This window comes from Cellulosimicrobium sp. KWT-B (genome assembly GCF_002127155.1).
GTDB classification, from domain to species: domain Bacteria; phylum Actinomycetota; class Actinomycetes; order Actinomycetales; family Cellulomonadaceae; genus Cellulosimicrobium; species Cellulosimicrobium funkei.
Genome location: NZ_NEDO01000002.1, coordinates 236,886 through 252,676 on the forward strand (window position 1 = coordinate 236,886; position 15,791 = coordinate 252,676).

At 76.2% G+C, this 15,791-nt stretch carries 15 protein-coding genes and 1 riboswitch; of the genes, 7 read left to right on the top strand and 8 right to left on the bottom strand.

Annotated elements, in window-relative coordinates:
• Nucleotides 1-59: 59 nt before the first annotated feature.
• A riboswitch (TPP riboswitch) is annotated at nt 60-164 on the bottom strand.
• 318 nt (nt 165-482) lie between these two features.
• From B9L22_RS07290 to B9L22_RS07305, 4 genes are all read left to right on the top strand, one after another.
• On the top strand, nt 483-1,253 hold the full coding sequence (locus B9L22_RS07290) for an ABC transporter ATP-binding protein (RefSeq protein WP_233139942.1): 771 nt from the start codon (nt 483-485) through the stop codon (nt 1,251-1,253).
• Complete coding sequence (locus B9L22_RS07295; RefSeq protein ID WP_369824814.1) at nt 1,250-3,787, top strand: ABC transporter permease; 2,538 nt, start codon at nt 1,250-1,252, stop codon at nt 3,785-3,787. The genes B9L22_RS07290 and B9L22_RS07295 overlap by 4 nt, the downstream gene beginning before the upstream one ends.
• A gap of 106 nt (nt 3,788-3,893) precedes the next feature.
• Entirely contained in the window at nt 3,894-4,169 is a 276-nt protein-coding gene (locus B9L22_RS07300) for a DUF4235 domain-containing protein (RefSeq protein ID WP_009861813.1), read from the top strand.
• Between the two features lie 57 nt (nt 4,170-4,226).
• Complete coding sequence (locus B9L22_RS07305) at nt 4,227-5,639, top strand: hypothetical protein (protein WP_086149848.1); 1,413 nt, start codon at nt 4,227-4,229, stop codon at nt 5,637-5,639.
• A 25-nt stretch (nt 5,640-5,664) separates the two neighbouring features.
• Here the strand turns inward: B9L22_RS07305 and B9L22_RS07310 are convergent, their stop codons facing one another.
• Genes B9L22_RS07310 through B9L22_RS07325 form a run of 4 tightly spaced genes read right to left on the bottom strand, consistent with a single transcriptional unit; the run spans nt 5,665 to nt 8,330 of the window.
• Entirely contained in the window at nt 5,665-6,222 is a 558-nt protein-coding gene (locus tag B9L22_RS07310; RefSeq protein ID WP_143317145.1) for a hypothetical protein, read from the bottom strand.
• Entirely contained in the window at nt 6,219-6,878 is a 660-nt protein-coding gene (locus tag B9L22_RS07315; RefSeq protein WP_086149850.1) for a hypothetical protein, read from the bottom strand. Before B9L22_RS07315 ends, B9L22_RS07310 begins: the two co-directional genes overlap by 4 nt.
• Entirely contained in the window at nt 6,875-7,573 is a 699-nt protein-coding gene (locus tag B9L22_RS07320; RefSeq protein WP_143317147.1) for a hypothetical protein, read from the bottom strand. Before B9L22_RS07320 ends, B9L22_RS07315 begins: the two co-directional genes overlap by 4 nt.
• A gap of 52 nt (nt 7,574-7,625) precedes the next feature.
• Nucleotides 7,626-8,330 (bottom strand): DUF1361 domain-containing protein, encoded by a 705-nt coding sequence (locus B9L22_RS07325; RefSeq protein ID WP_021482839.1) that lies wholly within the window; start codon nt 8,328-8,330, stop codon nt 7,626-7,628.
• Between the two features lie 119 nt (nt 8,331-8,449).
• On the opposite strand from B9L22_RS07325, the gene B9L22_RS07330 reads away from it, so the two are divergent.
• Nucleotides 8,450-9,697, top strand: coding sequence for a nitrate/nitrite transporter (locus B9L22_RS07330; protein WP_086149852.1), 1,248 nt, complete (start codon nt 8,450-8,452; stop codon nt 9,695-9,697).
• A 618-nt stretch (nt 9,698-10,315) separates the two neighbouring features.
• Here the strand turns inward: B9L22_RS07330 and B9L22_RS07335 are convergent.
• The gene (locus B9L22_RS07335; protein WP_086149853.1) at nt 10,316-10,801 is read right to left on the bottom strand and encodes a DUF6328 family protein; all 486 of its coding nucleotides are present in this window, start codon (nt 10,799-10,801) and stop codon (nt 10,316-10,318) included.
• Nucleotides 10,802-10,894: 93 nt separating this feature from the next.
• On the opposite strand from B9L22_RS07335, the gene B9L22_RS07340 reads away from it, so the two are divergent.
• The gene (locus tag B9L22_RS07340; RefSeq protein ID WP_086149854.1) at nt 10,895-11,626 is read left to right on the top strand and encodes a PAS and ANTAR domain-containing protein; all 732 of its coding nucleotides are present in this window, start codon (nt 10,895-10,897) and stop codon (nt 11,624-11,626) included.
• Between the two features lie 10 nt (nt 11,627-11,636).
• On the opposite strand, the gene B9L22_RS07345 is transcribed toward B9L22_RS07340, so the two are convergent.
• From B9L22_RS07345 to B9L22_RS07355, 3 genes are all read right to left on the bottom strand, one after another.
• Nucleotides 11,637-12,428, bottom strand: coding sequence for a GAF and ANTAR domain-containing protein (locus B9L22_RS07345; RefSeq protein ID WP_228074952.1), 792 nt, complete (start codon nt 12,426-12,428; stop codon nt 11,637-11,639).
• Nucleotides 12,429-12,693: 265 nt separating this feature from the next.
• On the bottom strand, nt 12,694-13,554 hold the full coding sequence (locus tag B9L22_RS07350) for an SDR family oxidoreductase (protein WP_076404425.1): 861 nt from the start codon (nt 13,552-13,554) through the stop codon (nt 12,694-12,696).
• A 51-nt stretch (nt 13,555-13,605) separates the two neighbouring features.
• Complete coding sequence (locus tag B9L22_RS07355) at nt 13,606-14,355, bottom strand: PAS and ANTAR domain-containing protein (RefSeq protein ID WP_034653310.1); 750 nt, start codon at nt 14,353-14,355, stop codon at nt 13,606-13,608.
• 105 nt (nt 14,356-14,460) lie between these two features.
• Between B9L22_RS07355 and glp the strand changes: the two genes are divergently transcribed.
• Nucleotides 14,461-15,789, top strand: a complete 1,329-nt coding sequence (glp, locus tag B9L22_RS07360) for a gephyrin-like molybdotransferase Glp (RefSeq protein ID WP_086149855.1) — start codon at nt 14,461-14,463, stop codon at nt 15,787-15,789.
• The last annotated feature ends 2 nt before the right edge of the window (nt 15,790-15,791 follow it).

Sequence of the window (15,791 nt, forward strand, 5' to 3'; positions counted from 1 at the left end):
GGGGTCCACCGGCCCGACGGGCCGCGCGCCGGGTGGGCGCGACGGACCGCGCGAGCAGGTGATCGAGAATCCCGACTTCCTCCACCGGTGCTAACCGGATCAGGTTCGAGGGTCTGCGGTGGTCCGCACTCTCAGCTCCTCCAGGAGCTCCCCTGTCGTTCACCGCGAGCCTACACCGGCCCCACACCCGGAGAGTCCCCTGAGAGAACCCTGAGCGCCGGCGCCCGCGGACCAGGGACGGTTCGGGGCCCGCCCCCGATGCCGCGGGGACGCGCGCCGCGGGAGGGTCGGTGCGGCCGCCGGGAGCCCCGGCGGCCACCACAGGACGACGCCGCCCGGCGAGCCACGACGCTCCCGCGCAGCGGCACGACGAGAGGACGGACGAGGACGTGACGACGACAGGTGCGGCACGGCGGAGCACCCCGCGCGAGGGCGCGCCCACTGAGGGCACTGAGGGCGCCGAGGGCGGTGCACGACCCGCGATCGCGACCGCGCGCGGGCTGGTGAAGACGTACGGGCGCGGCGAGGCCGCGGTGCGTGCGCTCGACGGCGTGGACGTGGACGTGGAGAAGGGTCGGCTGACGGCGATCATGGGCCCGTCCGGGTCCGGGAAGTCCACGCTCCTGCACTGCCTCGCGGGGCTCGACTCCCCCACGGCGGGGACCGTCGTCGTCGACGGCGAGACCGTCTCCGCGATGAGCGAGCGCCGGCTGACGCGCCTGCGGCGCACGCGCCTGGGGTTCGTCTTCCAGTCGTTCAACCTCGTGCCGACGCTCACGGCGGAGGAGAACATCGTGCTGCCGCTCGCGATCGCCCGGCGCCCCGTCGACCGGGAGTGGTTCGACCGCGTGGTCGACGCCGTGGGCCTGCGCCCCCGGCTGGGGCACCGGCCCGCCGAGCTGTCGGGCGGGCAGCAGCAGCGGGTCGCGTGCGCGCGGGCGCTGGTGTCGCGGCCCGCGATCGTGCTCGCGGACGAGCCGACGGGGAACCTCGACTCGCGCGCCGCCGCGGAGGTCCTGGGCTTCCTGCGCGCGTCCGTGGACGACCTCGGCCAGTCCGTCGCGATGGTCACGCACGACCCGACCGCCGCGTCGTACGCCCACCGGGTGCTCTTCCTCGCGGACGGCCGCCTCGTGACCGAGCTCCACGACCCCACGCCGCAGGCGGTCCTCGACACGCTGGGCTCCCTCACGCCCGCCGGGCCGTCCCCGGCGCACGCCGCCCCGGCAGCGACGACGGCGGCCGCCCGATGATGGGCCGGATCGCGCTGCGCGGCGTGCGCGCGCACGGCGCGCAGCTCGTCCTCTCGGTCCTCGCCGTGACGATCGGCGTCGCGTTCGTGACCGGCACGTTCGCGCTGCGCGCGATGCTCGCGACCACGTTCGACGGCATCGTCGCCTCGTCGGTCCAGGCGGACGCGTACGTGCGCGGTGCGTCGTCGGCCGGGGACGCGCTGATGTCGACGTCGGCCCAGGTCGGCGGTGCGCGCAGCCTCGTCCCGGCAGACCTGGCGCGCGACCTCGGCGCGCGCGACGACGTCGCGCTCGCGCTCCCGGAGGTGAGCGGTCCCGCGGTGCTCGTGGGCGCGGACGGGACCGCGGTCCTCGGCAGCCAGGCGCCGAGCATCGGCGTCGCCTACGACCCCCGCGACCCCGGCCCGCAGGTGGTCGACGGCCGCGCACCCCGCGACGGCAACGAGGTCGCGCTCGAGTCGGCGACGCTCGCGGCGTCGGGCCTCGTGGTGGGCGACACGACCGACGTCGTGCTCGGCGACGCCGTGCGGCCGGTGCGCGTGGTCGGCGAGGTCTCGCTGTCCGCACCGATGGCGGGCGCGACGATCGTCCTGCTCGACGCCGGGACCGCCGCCGCGACGTACGCGCCCGACGGCCTCGTGCCGTCGGTCGCGCTGTACGCGGCCGACGACGTCTCCCCCGAGGCGCTGCGCGACGCCGTCGCGACCGCGCTCCCCGCGGGCGCCGAGGCGCTGACGGGGGCGGAGCTGCGCGCCGAGACGAGCGAGGCGATCACCGACCAGCTCGGCTTCGTCTCGACGTTCCTGCTGGTGTTCGCCGCGCTCGCGCTGTTCGTCGGCACGTTCATCATCACCACCACGTTCTCGATGCACGTCCGACGCCGCACCCGCGAGCTCGCGCTCCTGCGCGCGGTGGGCGCGTCGCCCGGGCAGGTGTTCGGCTCCGTGGTGGGGCAGGCGGCGGTCGTCGGGGCCGTGGGCGCGCTGCTCGGCGTCGGGGCCGGGTTCGGCCTCGCGGAGCTCGCCCGCAGCGGGCTCGGCGCCGTCGGCATGGAGCTCTCCGGCTCGCTGCCCGTCACGGCCACGGGGGTCGCCGTCCCGCTCGTGGTCGGCGTCGTCGTGTCGGTGCTCGCCGCCGCCCTGCCCGCGCGGCACGCCGCGCTCGTCCGCCCGGTCGAGGCGATGCGCGCCGACGTCGTCCGGCCCGCCGGGACCGGGCGGGCCCGTGCCGTCGCCGGGACCCTCGCGCTGCTCGCGGGCGTGGGGCTGGTCGTCGCGGCGGCCGTGGTCGGCAGCGGGGGCGCGCCCCTCCTCGGCCTCGGCGCGGCCGGCGTCGTCGCGGGCGTGCTCCTCCTCGCCCCGCTCGCGGTCGGCCCGGTGCTGACCGTCCTCGCCGCGCCGTTCGTCGCGCTGGTCCGCCCGCTCGGCGGCCTCGCGCGCGGCAACGTCACGCGCCAGCCGCGGCGGACCGCGGCCACCGCGGGCGCGCTCGTCGTCGGGATGGCGCTCGTCTCGACGACGTCCGTCCTCGCGCTGTCCACCCGCGTCTCCGTGCAGGACATCGTCGACCAGGAGACCGCGGCCGACCTCGTCGTCCGCTCGGCGATGCCGTACCTGCCCGAGGGGGTCGCGGGCGACGTCCGCGCCGTGCCCGGCGTCGCGGCGGTCGACGTCACGACGTACGGGCAGGTCGTCGTCGACGGCGAGCCCCAGCTCGTCGTCGGGTTCCCCGCCGACGGCTTCGGCCGCTCCGTGCGCACGACCGCGACCGAGGGCGACCTCGACGCGTACGCGCGGGGCGAGGCCGCCGTCATGGCGGACGCGCTCGACGAGCACGGCTGGGCCCTGGGCGACGTCCTGACGCTCGCCGACCCGGCACGGCCCGACCTCCCGGCCCGGGAGGTGCGCATCGGCGCGGTGGTCGACTCGCACGCGTTCTCCGTCGACCTGCTCCTGCCGCCCGACGTGGCGGCCGCGGTCGGCGCGACGACGACGGAGATGCTCTTCCTCGACGCCGAGCCCGGCGCCGACCTCGCGGCCGTGCGGGCCGGGGTGACCGACGCCGTCGCGCCGTACGTCGTCGCGTCCGTGCTCGACGCCGACGAGTTCGCCGCGGACGTCGCGGGCCAGGTCGAGTCGGTCCTCGCGATCGTCTACGCCCTGCTGGGGCTCTCCGTCCTCGTCGCCGTGCTGGGCATCGTCAACACGCTCGCCCTGTCCGTCGCGGAGCGGACGCGCGAGATCGGGCTGCTGCGGGCCGTCGGGCTCGGGCGGGCCCAGCTCGCGACGACGATCGTCATCGAGTCCGTGCTCGTCGCGGTGTTCGGCACGGCCGTCGGGCTCGCCGTGGGGACCGGCCTCGCCGCCGCGCTCCCGTCGGTGCTCGCGGACCAGGGCTTCACGACCCTCGCCGTGCCGTGGGCCCAGCTCGGCGCCATGCTCGTGCTCGCGGGCGTCGTGGGCGTCGTCGCCGCGGTGTGGCCCGCGGTGCGCGCCGCGCGCCTGCCCGTCCTGGACGCGGTGAGCCACGACTGAGCCGGGTGCGCGCGCCGGGCGACGCGTGGGCGGCGACTTCGCACTACGGTGGTCGTGCGAGCACGCCCGGCGCCGCCCGGCGCCCCGACCGACGGAGGAACCCCTCGTGGCCGACACGAACGAGAACGAGCAGACCCTGGCCCTCAAGGTCGGGACCGTCGCCCTGACCTTCGCCGCGGGCTGGGCCGCGCAGAAGCTCGTCACGTTCGTCTGGGCCAAGGTCACCGGGCACGACGCCCCGAAGGACCTCGACGACGAGGAGGTCGGCGTCGTCCAGGCCGTGACCTTCGCCGCCGTCGCCGCGGGCGTCGGCGTCCTCGCCCGCCGCTTCGCGGGCAAGGAGGCGAAGCGCGTCGTCGCCCGCCTCGCGTCGCGCGCCTGACGCTCGGCCCGCCCCGTCCGCGCGAGCGAGGCCGGGCCGCCCGGTAGCCTGGCGCGCGTGACCGCCCCGCCGGCGAGCCCGACGACGCCCCCTCAGGACTCGATCCTGCGCGCCGGCCTGCGCGTCCTCGCCGACGCCGGCCGGCTCCTGGCCCGGCACTGGCCCGCGCTCGTCGCGGTCGCCGTCCTCGCGCAGGTGCTGCACGAGCTCGCGCTGCGGGCCGCGCTCGCCGTCGCGCCGTCGTCCGGGGTGCTCGGCCTGCTCGTGCTGTGCTTCTCGCCGCTCGCGACGGTCGTCGGGATCGTCGTCATGCTGCACGTCCTGCGGCGGGAGCCGCGCACCGAGCGCGACCGGCTCGAGGTCCGGGCGCTGCTCGGCTCGATCGCGTCGGTCCTCGTGCCCTACCTCGTCATCTACGAGTTCTACGGCGGGCTGTCGTCCGACTGGCAGGCGTACATCGACTCCGCCGCGCTCGACCACGCGTTCGCGGCGGGCGCGGGGATCGAGACCGCGAGCCCCGTCCCCGAGGGCTTCGGGCTCACCGTCGTGCTCGTCGTCGCGGGCGCGCTGCTCGCCCGCACCCTGCTGGAACGGCTCGCGCGACGCCTCGACCGCGGCGTCCCCGCGCACGACGGCAACGCCCGGCACAGCGCCCGCTCCGCCGCCGTGCGCATCGCCGCGGGCTACTGCGAGGTCGTGTGGATCGTCGTCGGCGCGTTCACCGTCACGGCCCTCGTCGGGCGCGTGCGCGAGTGGTGGTCGACGCGCGTCGTCGTCGTCGAGGTGACGACCTGGTGGGACGGCGTGGTCGCGCGCGTGGACGCGCTCAAGCCGCTCGTCGACGCCGTGGGCCCGACGACGTCCCTCCTCGTCGCCGGCGTCGTCACCGGGCTCGTGGTGCCGCTCGCGTGGCTCACGCTCGGGACGATCGTGTACGGCGTGGAGGCGATCGACGTCGTCGACCCCGCGCACGCGGTGCCGGGCGACGGCGGCGCGACCGGCCGGACGGCCCGCGCCGTCGACCGGTTCAACCGGACGCTCGGCGAGAGCGGCGCCCAGCGGGCGTGGGCGCTCATGCTCGACCCGGGCCGGCGGTTCGGCGGCCTCGTCGGCGCCCTCGGGATGCTGTGGCGCAGCCGCTGGGGCGCGGTGCTGCTCTTCTGCGTCGCGTTCGCGCTCCTCACGCTCGCCGAGCAGGTCGTGCTCACCGCCGCGCAGGCGGTCGTCGGCCAGCCGGGGATCGTCGCGTGGCGCGCGCTCGTCGGCCCGCTGGAGACGGTCGCGACCGTCGTCGTGCAGGTGCTCACGACCGTCCTGCTCGCCGCCGCGGCCGACGCGCTGCTCGCGAGCCTGGGCCTGCCGTCCGCGCTGCGCACGCGGCGTGCGGCGCGGCGGGCCGGCGAGCCGGACACCGGCGCCGGCAGCGGGACGCCGAGCACGCCGACCGCGGTCGGCGCGGCCTCAGCCTGACGCGCCACCCGGCCGGGCGCGGCGGTCAGCCGACGTCCGCGACAGGGAGCGACCAGTACGCCGGCAGGAGGCCCGGCTCGACGAGACGCACCTCGGCGGGCTCGGCGCCGTCCGGGGTCAGGAAGTGCTGCGTGCTCCGGCTGGAGACGGCGCCCGTGCAGACCGGCGCCTCGGGGTACGGCATGCCGGGGAGCGCCGAGGCGCCCGCAGCGTACTCCCGGCCGGCCGTGTCCCGGAGCAGCACCGCGCACGACGAGAAGGTCTCCTCCGCGCCCTCCGGGGCGGGCGGCGCGTCGGAGCGCAGCGACACGTCGGCCGCCCAGAGCGTGTAGCCGTCGGGCGCCTCGATCCGGCCGCCGTACCCGTCGTCGAGCCCGTCGACCGCCTCGACGCCCACCAGCCGGGCCCGCACGTCACCGACCTGGGCCCAGCCGTCGGCGTCCGGCGCGTGCGCGACGCGCGGTTCGCCCGACCACCAGGCCTGCACGTCGTCCGACCGCCAGGTCAGCCAGCCCAGGGCGCCGAGCGCCACGACCAGCACGGGCAGCCACCAGCGGTTGGTCCGCCACCAGCCGGCGCTCATGCGTCCCACCCACCCGGGACGAGCGCGGGCCGCGCCGTCTCCACGGAGTCCCCCGCGGCGGGCGGCGCGACGCGGCCGAGGTCGACCTCGGCGATCGCCTGGGGACGGTCGAGGTCCGCGTCCTGGTGCTCCGTGAGCACGCGCAGCACGAGGTCGCCCTCCAGCGCCCGCGCGGGCACCTCGACGGCGACGGTCCCCGCCTCCGGGACGTCCGGGTCCGCGAACGCGCTGAGGACCTGGTTGCCCACGCGGTGCGACGCCTCGTGGTCCCGCCCGGCGGCGTCGCGCAGCTCGACCACCTCGATGCTCGCCTCGCCCGTCGTCCCGGACACCGCGAGGTCCACGACGACCCAGACGCCGTCGGTCGTCAGCGGGCCGGACCCGTCGTCGAGCGTCGTGCCGGTGCGGACGTCGTCGACCCGCACGCGCACCGGGCCGGCGGTCACGACCTCGCCCACGGCGCCCCGCGACGTCGTCGGCGTGAGCGTGGGCCACCACGTGTCGACGCGCGACACCGCGGCCCCCGCCCCCACGGCGATGACGAGCAGGACCACGGTCACGGCCCGGCCGGTCCGCCGCGGGCGGCCGTCCGATGCGTCCGGCCCGTCCGACGCCTCGGGCCCGTCCGGCGCCACGGCGGTCGCTTCCTCGGTCACCAGCCGTCCTCCGTCTCGGGCGGGTCCACGATCTCGGGCGGGACGGCCCCCGCCGGGACGTCCACGAGCGTGATCGCGCCCGTCTCGGCCCACCGCCGACCGCCGCCGACCGTCATGTCGCGGTACCGGAACGTCGGGACGGTCACGGTCAGCGGCTCGTCGGGCGTGCTCACCGCGCCACCCTCCCCCGGCACCGACACGGGCCACAGGAGCGCGACGTCGTCGGCGAGGCCCGGCGAGAGCACGGGGTACGACGACGCGTCGCGCACGAGGAGCGTGGGGTCCGGGCGGTCCGGCTCCGCGTCGCCCGCGAGCGCCAGGCCGCCGGGCAGCTCGTCGGGGAGCGTCACCGCGGTGCGGTCGAGCCGGCGCGACTCGCGGTCCGTGTCGAGCGCGCCGACGACCACGACGAGCCACGCGTCCGCCCCGGAGTCCTCGAGCGCCGAGACCTGCACGGCGTCCGTCACGGACCACGAGCGCACGGTGAGGTCGAAGGGTCCCGTGGCGACCGGCTCCCCCGCGGCGGCCCGGGCCGGCCCCGCGTCGGCGGCGTCGTGCCGGGCGAGGCCGCCGGCCGCCGTCGTGCCGACGACGGCCCCCAGGACGACGGCGAGCGCCACGCGGCGCGGCCACGTGCCCACGACGGCGCGGAGCAGCGGCACGCCCCGGGCGGCCTTCGGCGCGGTCGACGTCACGGCGCGCATCCTACGGGGCCGTCACGGGCCGTCGGCGGAACCTCACGGGCCGTCAGGCCCCGCGCACGAGGAGCGTCGTGACCGGCCCCATGACGATCGCGTACATCACCGCGAAGAACAGCGTGTGCAGGAGCACGAAGAGCAGCGCGTCCAGCACGGCGCCACGGGCCCGGAAGTGGCGCACGAGCTTGCGCACGAACTGGACCGGGTGGGCGAGGTCCCAGCTGTTGAACCGCACGTACCGGCCGAGGTAGATCCCGACGGAGACGAGCGCCAGCACGACGAGCACCACGACCCACGACACGGGACGGCGGAACGGGGCGTCGTCGTCCGGGTAGAGCACGATCGCGAGCAGCGCCTGCGCGAGGAACACGTTGACGAGCGTGTTCATCACCCCGGACAGGGCGAGCGTGAGCACGGCCACGATGTCGTACCAGAGCGGGACCTCCTCGCCCTCCTGCCGGTGGCTGTAGTTCAGCTCGGTGACGAGGTAGCCCGCGTTCGGCAGGAGCAGCAGCCAGACGCCGAACCCGACGACGGCGCACGTCACGACCGCCCACGACGGGGCGCCGCCCGCGATGAGCACGGCGTCGACGAGGACGACGAGCCCGAGCACGATCACGGGCGCGATCGAGAGCCCGATGTTGAGGAGCATCGGCCGGTACACGCGCGTGCGGTACAGCGGCGCGCGCAGCACCACGAGGGCGAGCGCGTACACGTTGAGCAGGGCCACGCCCCCGAAGAGCCAGTCGAGCACGCCCCCACGGTACGGGGGGTTCCCCGCGCGCGGCGCGGGGAGCGTCGTTAGCGTGGAGGTGCTCGACGCAACGATCTCCCCCCGTGCCCGACGACGGGCACCTCCCCCCAGGAGTCGCCATGGCGCAGCAGGACGCGGGCAGGGCCGCCGGACCCGCCGCGACGACGACGTCGACGTCCACCTCCCCGACCCTCATGCTCGTCCTCGCGACCGTCGGGTTCGCGGTGAACTTCTGGGCCTGGGCGCTCATCAGCCCGCTCGGCGCGGCGTACGGACAGCAGTACGACCTCACCGACGTGCAGGTGTCCGTGCTGGTGGCCGTCCCGGTCGTCGTCGGGTCGCTCGGCCGCATCCCGGTGGGGGCACTCACCGACCGGTACGGCGCGCGCATCATGTTCCCGCTGGTCAGCGCGCTGACGATCCTGCCCGTGCTGTTCGTCGGGCTCGTCGCGGACAGCTTCGTCTGGCTGATCGTCGGCGGGTTCTTCCTCGGTCTCGGCGGCACGGCGTTCGCCGTCGGGGTGCCGTTCGTCAACGCGTGGTACCCGCCCGCGCGGCGTGGCACCGCCGTCGGGATCTTCGGCATGGGCATGGGTGGCACCGCGATCTCCGCGTTCACCACCGTCCGCATCCGCGACGCCTGGGGCGACGCCGCCCCGTTCCTCCTCGTCGCCGCCGTCCTCGCGGTGTTCGCCGTCGTGTCGTGGCTGCTGCTGCGCGTCCCGCCCGGCCGCGCGGCCGCCCCCGCCGGCGGGTTCTGGTCCCGCACCTGGGCGACGTTCCGCCTCCCCGCCACCCTGCAGCTCTCCTGGCTGTACGCCGTCGGGTTCGGCGGGTTCGTCGCGTTCTCGGTCTACCTGCCGACGTTCCTCGTCAACGCCTACGACCTCACCGCGTCCGACGCCGCGGCCCGCACCGCCGGGTTCGTCGTGCTCGCCGTCGTCATGCGGCCCGTCGGCGGCGCGCTGTCCGACCGGTTCGGCGGCGTGCCCGTGTCCGTCGCGTGCTTCGCCGTGGTCACGGCGCTCGCCGCGGTCGTCGCGTTCCAGCCGTCGCTCGTGCCGCTCGGGACGATCGCGTTCCTCGGCCTCGCCGCCGCGCTCGGCGCGTCGTCGGGCGCGACGTTCGCCCTCGTCTCGAAGGTCGCGCCGGTCGAGAAGGTCGGCGCGGTCACGGGCCTCGTCGGCGCGGCGGGCGGCCTCGGCGGGTTCATCCCGCCGCTGCTCATGGGCGCCGTCTACCAGCTCGAGGGCACCTACGGCCTGGGCTTCGGGCTGCTCGCCCTGACCGCCCTGCTGACCCTGCTGTTCACCCTCGGCCCCGTCCGTCGGGGCGTCCAGGCCCGCGCCGCCGCTTCGTCGTCCTGACCCGCCCGGGAGGCCTCGGGCTCGCGAGGTAGAGCCGTGGTCGCGCGAGGTAGAGCCGGGGTCATGCGAGGTAGAGCCGTGGTCACGCGAGGTAGAGCCGGGGTCGCGCAAGGTAGAGCCGGGGTCACGCGAGGTAGAGCCGTGGTCATGCCCGACGGCGCGTGGTCGCCCCGGGTGGGCGGGGTGGGCGGTGGTGCCACCACCCACCCCGCCCGGCGTCGTCTCACCTCTGGGTCTCCCCTGCCCGAGCGACTGCCCGCGGGGTCAGGTGCGCTCGCACCGCACGGCCCACCGGGTCACCGCGGTCGCGCCGGAACTCGGTGGCGAGCAGGTGATCTGGGCTCGTCCTGGTCGGCTGACGGACCACAATCACCTGCTCGCCGGAGGCCGCGGCCCATGGTGGACAGGGAGTGTCGCTCGACCCTCCGGGCCGGCGCGGGGCGGCCGGGGGGGGTGGTGCCTGGCTCCACCACGGTCTTCGCCATTGACCACGGCTCTACTTCGCGTGACCACAGCTCTACCTCGGCGCACGGCTCTACCTCGCGTGACCACAGGTCTACCTCGCGCGAACCAGGGCTCTACCTCTCTACCTCGCGCGACGGCGGTTCGATCGCGAGGTCAGTCGGACGCCGCGGTGTCGCGGGCGACGAGGCGCGGGAGGACGAACCAGAGGCCGACGAGCAGCACGAGCGCGCAGCCGCTCGACCACAGGGCCGCGGTGCGGTTCACGACGACGTCGACCACGAGCAGCACGGTCCCCGTGACGACGAACGCGAGGACGAGCACGCCGAACCGCGCGATCCGGTCGCTCAGGGTCACGAGCGTCGTCTTGCGGTGCCGGCGGAAGAGCGTGCGGTGCAGGCTCACGGGCGTCACGAACAGGCCGGTCGACAGCACGGCCAGCGCGACGAGCGCGAGGTAGACGTCGGTCTGGAAGGTGTCGAGGTCCCCGAAGCGCTGCTGGAACGGCAGCGTGAGGAGGAACCCCGTGAGGATCTGCACGCCCATCTGCATGACGCGCAGCTCCTGGAGCAGCTCTGCCCAGTTCCGGTCGGACCGTTCCTCGGCCGACTCGTCCCGCCCGTCGCTGACCTGGGTGGTCACGGTTTCCTCCCTCGCGCCGACGCTGGGATAATCTTCAGTCTGCTGGGGTCAGGAATCGGCTCCGTCCTGCTCGATCTCCGGGGACCCCCATCGATGGACGCTGCCCTGCCCGCCGACGCCACCGAGCCCGACGACGTCGTCCCGCCCGCTCTCGCCGACCTCCTCGCCGCCCTCGGCCCGGGTGACCCCCAGCCGGTCGGCCGCTTCCGCGTGGACATCGCCACCGACACGTGGTGGTGGTCCGACGAGGTGTACGAGATGCACGGTTTCGCGCCGGGCGAGGTCGTGCCGACGACCGCCCTCGTCCTGTCGCACAAGCACCCCGAGGACCGCGAGCGCGTCGCGAGCGAACTCGCGCAGGCCGCGCGGACCGGGGAGCCGTTCGGGTCCATGCACCGCATCGTGGACGCGACGGGCGCTACTCGCACGCTCGCCGTCGCGGCGCAGGGGAAGAACCCGGGCGCGGAGCTGCCCTGGGCGCACGTGGTGGGCTACTTCGTCGACCTGACGACGGCGCACGCCGAGGCCGCGCGGCGCGAGGCGACCGCGTCGATCCGGGCCGCGGACGCGTCGCGCTCGGTGATCGAGCAGGCGAAGGGCGTGCTCATGGCGGCGCTGCGCACGGGACCCGACGACGCGTTCGAGGTGCTGCGCCGGCGCTCGAACGACGTGAACGTCCCCGTCCGCGAGCTCGCCCGTCGCCTCGTGGAGGGCGTGGTCGGCGGCGCCGAGACGGCCGGGCCGCTGCTCGACGAGTCGGTCCGACGCCGGGTCGACGCGCTGCTCGAGGCGCCGTGCGCCGACGAGCCGGCCACCGGCGGCTGAGCGTCGGGGCTCAGTCCCCCGCGGGCGCGCCGACGCCGGGGATGCGGCGGGTCTCGACGATCTCGCGGGCGACGTCGACGAGCTTGATGTTCGCGTCCTGGGACACGCGGCTCATCACGGCGAACGCGCGGCCGGGCGTCAGGGAGTACCGCTCCATGATGATGCCCTGTGCCTGCCCGATGAGCGTGCGGGTCTGCACGGCGGACTGCAGCTGCTCCTCGGTCCGCGCGGCCGAGATGGCCGCGGCGGCGACGGCCGCGAACGTCGAGGCGAGGTGGTGGGAGTCCGGGCCGAACGCGTCGCGCGAGCCGGAGTACATGTTGAGCGCGCCGTGCGCGTTCTCGGACGTGTAGAGCTGGACGCACAGCATGGAGCCGACGCCGAGCTCGCCCGCCGCGCGCGGCGCCCAGCGCGGCCAGCGCGGGTCCGCCGCGACGTCCCCGGACTCCACGAGCGCGTGCTCGCGGATCGCGTCGAGGCACGGGCCCTCGTCGAGCTCGTACTGGAGCGCGTCCCCGCGCGCCACGACCGGGTCCGACACGGCTGCGCTCTCGATGCGGCGGCGGGTCACGAGCGAGATTCCGGCCTCGTCGCAGCCGTCGACCATCGCCACCGCGAGCTCGACGACGCGGTCGAGGGTCTGCTGGAGGGTGGGCTCGTCGGCGAGCGCGCGGGCGGCGTCCGCCACGAGGCCTGCCACCGTCGCCTCCTCCGCCATCAGGTCGACGACGGGGACCTCGGTCAGCGGTGCTCCGGACCCTCCCGGGGTCGGCTCGCCGCTCGTTCCGCGATCGGTGCTCATGGTGCTCTCCTTGTCTCCGCCGCAAGCCTACGTCGCGGCGGGCCGGAGCACGCACGGTGCCGGAGGCCCCGCCCGGGCGTCACCGGGGCGGGGCGGGGGCGGCGGCCGTCTCGCCCGCACAAGGCGTGGCGGCTGTGACCCTCTCACGGGCGCCGTCGCTCTCGCGGCGGTCCCGCCCCCGGGCGGGCGCGGACGCCCACCCTCCGACCCTCCCGGGCGAGCCGCGGTCTCACCGTCCGCGGCTCCCCCGGCGAGGAGGTGCCCGTCAGAACACGGGCTTGCCTCCCGTGACACCGAGGACGGTGCCGGACACGTAGCTCGCGTCCGTCGGGGAGGCGAGGAAGACGAACGCCGGGGCGACCTCCGCGGGCTGGCCCGCGCGCCCCAGCGGGGTGTCCTTCCCGAACTGCTCGATCTTCTCCTCGGGCTGAGTGGCCGGCTGGAGCGGCGTCCAGATCGGTCCCGGCGCGACGGCGTTCACGCGGATGCCGCGCGGGCCGAGCTCGGCCGCGAGGTTCACCGTGAGGTTGTTGATCGCCGCCTTCGTCGACGCGTAGTCGAGCAGGGACGTCGACGGCTGGAACGCCTGGATCGACGAGTTGTTGACGATCGCCGCGCCCTCGCCCAGGTGCTCGAGCGCCGACTGCGTGATCCACAGCAGCGCGTAGAGGTTCGTCTTGAGCACCCGGTCGATCTCGTCCGTCGTGACGTCCTCGATCGACTCGCGCCGCGCCATCTGGAAGCCGGCGTTGTTGACGAGCACGTCGAGCCCGCCGAGCTCGGCCGCGGCGCGTCCGGGCAGGGCCCGCGCCGTCGCCTCGTCGGTGACGTCGCCGGGCAGGAGGGCGCACGTGCGGCCCGCCTCGCGGACCCAGCGCGCCGTCTCCTCGGCGTCCTCCTGCTCCTGGGGCAGGTAGCCGATGGCGACGTCGGCGCCCTCGCGCGCGAACGCGATGGCGACGGCGCGGCCGATGCCCGAGTCACCGCCCGTGATCAGCGCCCGACGGCCCTCGAGCCGCCCGGTGCCGCGGTAGGACTGCTCGCCGTGGTCGGGCACCGGATCCATGCGTCCGGTGAGGCCCGGGGGTTCCTGCTGCTGGGCCGGGAAGGTGGTCTCGTCGGTCATGTCGTTCCTCCTTCTCGTGTGGGGTTCTCGTCGTGCGCGGGGCCGTCCGGCTCAGGAGCGGGCCGGCTCCCGACGACGCGCGAGCTGCGCCTCGTGGGCGCGGGGCCGCGCGACCGGACGGACCGCGGCGAACGCGCCCGCGACCGTGGCCTCGGCCGTCGGGCCGACCCCGCCGGCCTTGCTCAGCGCACGCATCACCTGCGAGGCGGTCTCCTGGACGGGGACGCCGGCCTCGCCGGCCGCCTCCGCGAGGAGCTGGCCCGCCGCGACGTCGTCGACGCCGTGCACGGCCATGAGCACGCCCTTGACCTGCTCGACGGCGGCCTGCGCGACGAACGCGCGCGTGACGGCGCGCTGCGACTCGCGCTCCAGCGCCTCCTTGTGCGTCGGGGTGACGTCGACGACGTACCCCGCGATCTCGACGACGCGACCGCGCGCGTCCCGTCGGCCCTGTCCCGTCACGACGACGGACCGGGCCTTGCCGTGCCCGTCGACGATCCGGTGGGCGCACGAGAACGGGCGACCGGAACGGATCGCCTCCGTGGCGGCGCGCACCACGCGGGCGCGGTCGTCCGGGTGCTTGCGCGAACGCAGCGCATCGAGGCTGGGCTGGACGTCCCCCGGCGCCCAGCCGTGCATGGTGTACACCTCGTCCGACCACCACCACGTCCCGGTGCCGAGCTCGACACGGTACTGCCCCACGAGGAGGTGCGTGCCCACGGCGAGCACCTCCGCAAGCGCTGCGGGGCGCACGGGCGCCGTCTGGTCGGGGCTGAGGGTGGTCACGGGGATCGAGGCCATGTCGTCCTCCCAAGGTTCGGGGGGCTTCGGGCCGCTTCATGACTCCGATGCCCAACGTAGCCCACCCTCCCGAGGTCGGCACCCGGGCTCGGCTACGGTGCGGGCATGATGCGCGAGCCGAGTCGGACTATCGTCCAGCACGCCGCGGACGCGCTCGCGCTCGTCCGCCCGACGCCGCCTGCGGACACCCCGCTCGAGGACGCCGTGGGCGCCGTCCTGGCCGCCGACGTCGTGTCCGTCCTGGACGCCCCCGCGTTCGACGCGTCCGCGATGGACGGGTACGCCGTACGCGCGCAGGACGTGGCGGGGGCGACGCCGTCGGCCCCCGTGGTGCTGCGCGTCGTGGGCGACGTCGCGGCCGGGGACGCGGGTCCGCCCGGGCTCGACGGCGGCCTGGGGACGGGCGAGGCGGTCCGGATCATGACGGGCGCTCCCGTGCCGCCCGGGGCGGACGCCGTCGTGCCCGTCGAGCGCACGTCGACCGGCCGCTTCACGCCGGGCGCGGCCGGGAGCGGCCCGACGACGGTCGCGGTCCACGACGCGTCGCGCACCCACGTGCGGCCCCGCGGGGAGGACGTGCGGCGCGGCGACGTCGTCGTCGCGGCGGGCACCGTGCTCACCGCGCGGCACGTCTCGGTCGCGGCGTCCGCCGGGCACGCGACCGTGCCCGTCCACCGCGCGCCGCGCGTCGCGGTGCTCTCCACCGGCAGCGAGCTCGTGGCCCCGGGCACCACGCCGGGGCCGGGGCGGATCCCCGACTCCAACTCCGTCCTGCTCGCCGCGTCGGCGCGGGCCGGGGGCGCGCGCGTGGTCCGGCGCGGGGCCGTGGGCGACTCCGCGGCCGCGCTCGTCGCGACGCTGGACGGGCTCCTCGACGCGTTCGACGGCGCCCCGCCCGACCTGCTCGTCAGCACCGGCGGGGTGAGCGCGGGCGCGTTCGACGTCGTGCGCGAGGTGCTCGACCCGGCGACCCGCGCGGGCACGCCGTGGCAGGACGCGGTCACCGACGCCCGGCTCGTCGCGGTCGGCATGCAGCCCGGCCGCCCGCAGGGCCTCGCGCGCTGGCGGGGCGTGCCGTGGCTCGCGCTCCCGGGGAACCCGGTGAGCGCGTACGTCTCGTTCGAGCTGTTCGTGCGGCCCGTCGTCGACCGGCTGCGCGGCGTGCCCGCCCCGGGTCGCGCGCTCGTCCCGCGTGTCGCGGCCGCGGGGTGGTCCTCGCCGGCCGGGCGCGAGCAGCTCGTCCTCGTGCGCCACACCGAGCCCGACGGCGCGGACGTCGTCCCCGCGGGCCGTCGCCCCGAGGAGGACGCGACGGCGCGCGGCTCCGGCTCGCACCGCCTGAGCGCGCTCGCGCACGCCGACGCGCTCGCCGTCGTCGGGGCCGACGTCACGGCCGTGGCGCCGGGCGACCCCGTGCAGGTGCTGCTGCTCTGACC